The sequence below is a fragment of the Kitasatospora putterlickiae genome (genome assembly GCF_039527695.1).
Lineage (GTDB): Bacteria > Actinomycetota > Actinomycetes > Streptomycetales > Streptomycetaceae > Kitasatospora > Kitasatospora putterlickiae.
The window spans coordinates 2,616-3,786 of record NZ_BAAAKJ010000229.1 but is presented as its reverse complement, the minus strand read 5'-3'; the positions used below and the strand labels follow the sequence as shown (position 1 = coordinate 3,786).

Genomic DNA, 1,171 nt, shown 5'->3' with positions numbered 1-1,171 from the left:
GCGCCCGGCACCTCGGTGCGCAGCTCCCCGGTGACGCCCTCCGGCCGCCCGGCCTCGACGGTCGCCCGCGCCTGCACCGGCGAGGCCTCCCCGATCACCGCGTCCACCGAGGCGTCGGCCAGGCTCAGCCGGGCCACCGGGGCGTCGGCGTACCAGGGGATCACCTGGTTGACCACCGGCGGCTCCCCGCCCGGCTTCCAGGCCAGCCGGAACGCGTCGGCGGGCAGGCCGCCGGCCGACAGCTCGTTCCAGCCCGGCTGCACGGTGCCGATCTCGGTCCAGGAGCCGTCCGGGTGCCGCACCGCGACGGCGGCCGAGGCCCGCACGCCGGGGTCGGTGAGGATCGTCAGCCGGTCCAGCGGCCGGGCGGCGCCCAGCTCGACGGTGAGCGGCTCGTCCGCCGCGGTCGGCGCGGTGGCCGCCCGGTAGGCGGTGTCCGGGTTGCCGTCCAGCACGGCGGCGGCGGACGAGCCGGGCAGCGCGGCCGGGCCGCCGGAGACGCTGGCCGGCAGCTCGTCCGGCGCGGTCACCGAGAACTCGCGCACCGCGACCGCGGTCTTCTGCGCGGCGGTGGCCCGCAGCCGCACCGCCCGGACGACCGTCCCGGCGGGCAGCTGCGCGGAGACCGACTTCTGGTTCTTCACCGAGGCCAGCTTCTTCCAGCCGCCCTCGCCGGTGGAGTACTCCAGCACGCCGTCGCGGATGTAGTCGTCGAGCGCGCTCTGGCCGTCCGGACCGCTGCCCCAGGAGCCCATCAGCACGGTCACGCTGCCGACCGGCCGCCCGCCGCCGAGGTCCAGGCCGACCGAGTCGCCCGCCTGCGGCGGCGCCGAGCTCCAGTAGAACGTGTCGGCGACGCCGTCGGCCATCAGCGCAGGCAGGTGGTCGTGCGCGGTGCCCAGCGTGGTGGTCGCGGTGATGCCGCCGCCCTGCACCCCGGCCCAGGTGTCGGCGGCCCGCAGCGCCCGCTCCAGGAACGGGCCGAGCACGCCCGCGCCGACCGTCGCCGGGCTCTGGCCGAGCTGCTCGCGCAGCTTGTTCAGCTCCACCCGGGCCTTCCAGGCGGCCCCGCCGTCCCCGCCGCGCTGCGCCAGCAGCATGTCCAGGGCGGCCTGCCCGCCGAGGCCGTAGTCGCGCAGCGGCGCCAGCCAGGGGGCGGCCTCGGCGGCCA

The 1,171-nt window shown here is 78.2% G+C and carries 1 protein-coding gene; it reads right to left on the bottom strand.

Annotation, left to right across the window (positions count from 1 at the left end; all coding sequences use genetic code 11):
- Nucleotides 1-1,171, bottom strand: a 1,171-nt coding sequence (locus tag ABD308_RS23160) for a discoidin domain-containing protein (protein WP_344338174.1), incomplete at both ends; no start/stop codon positions are given.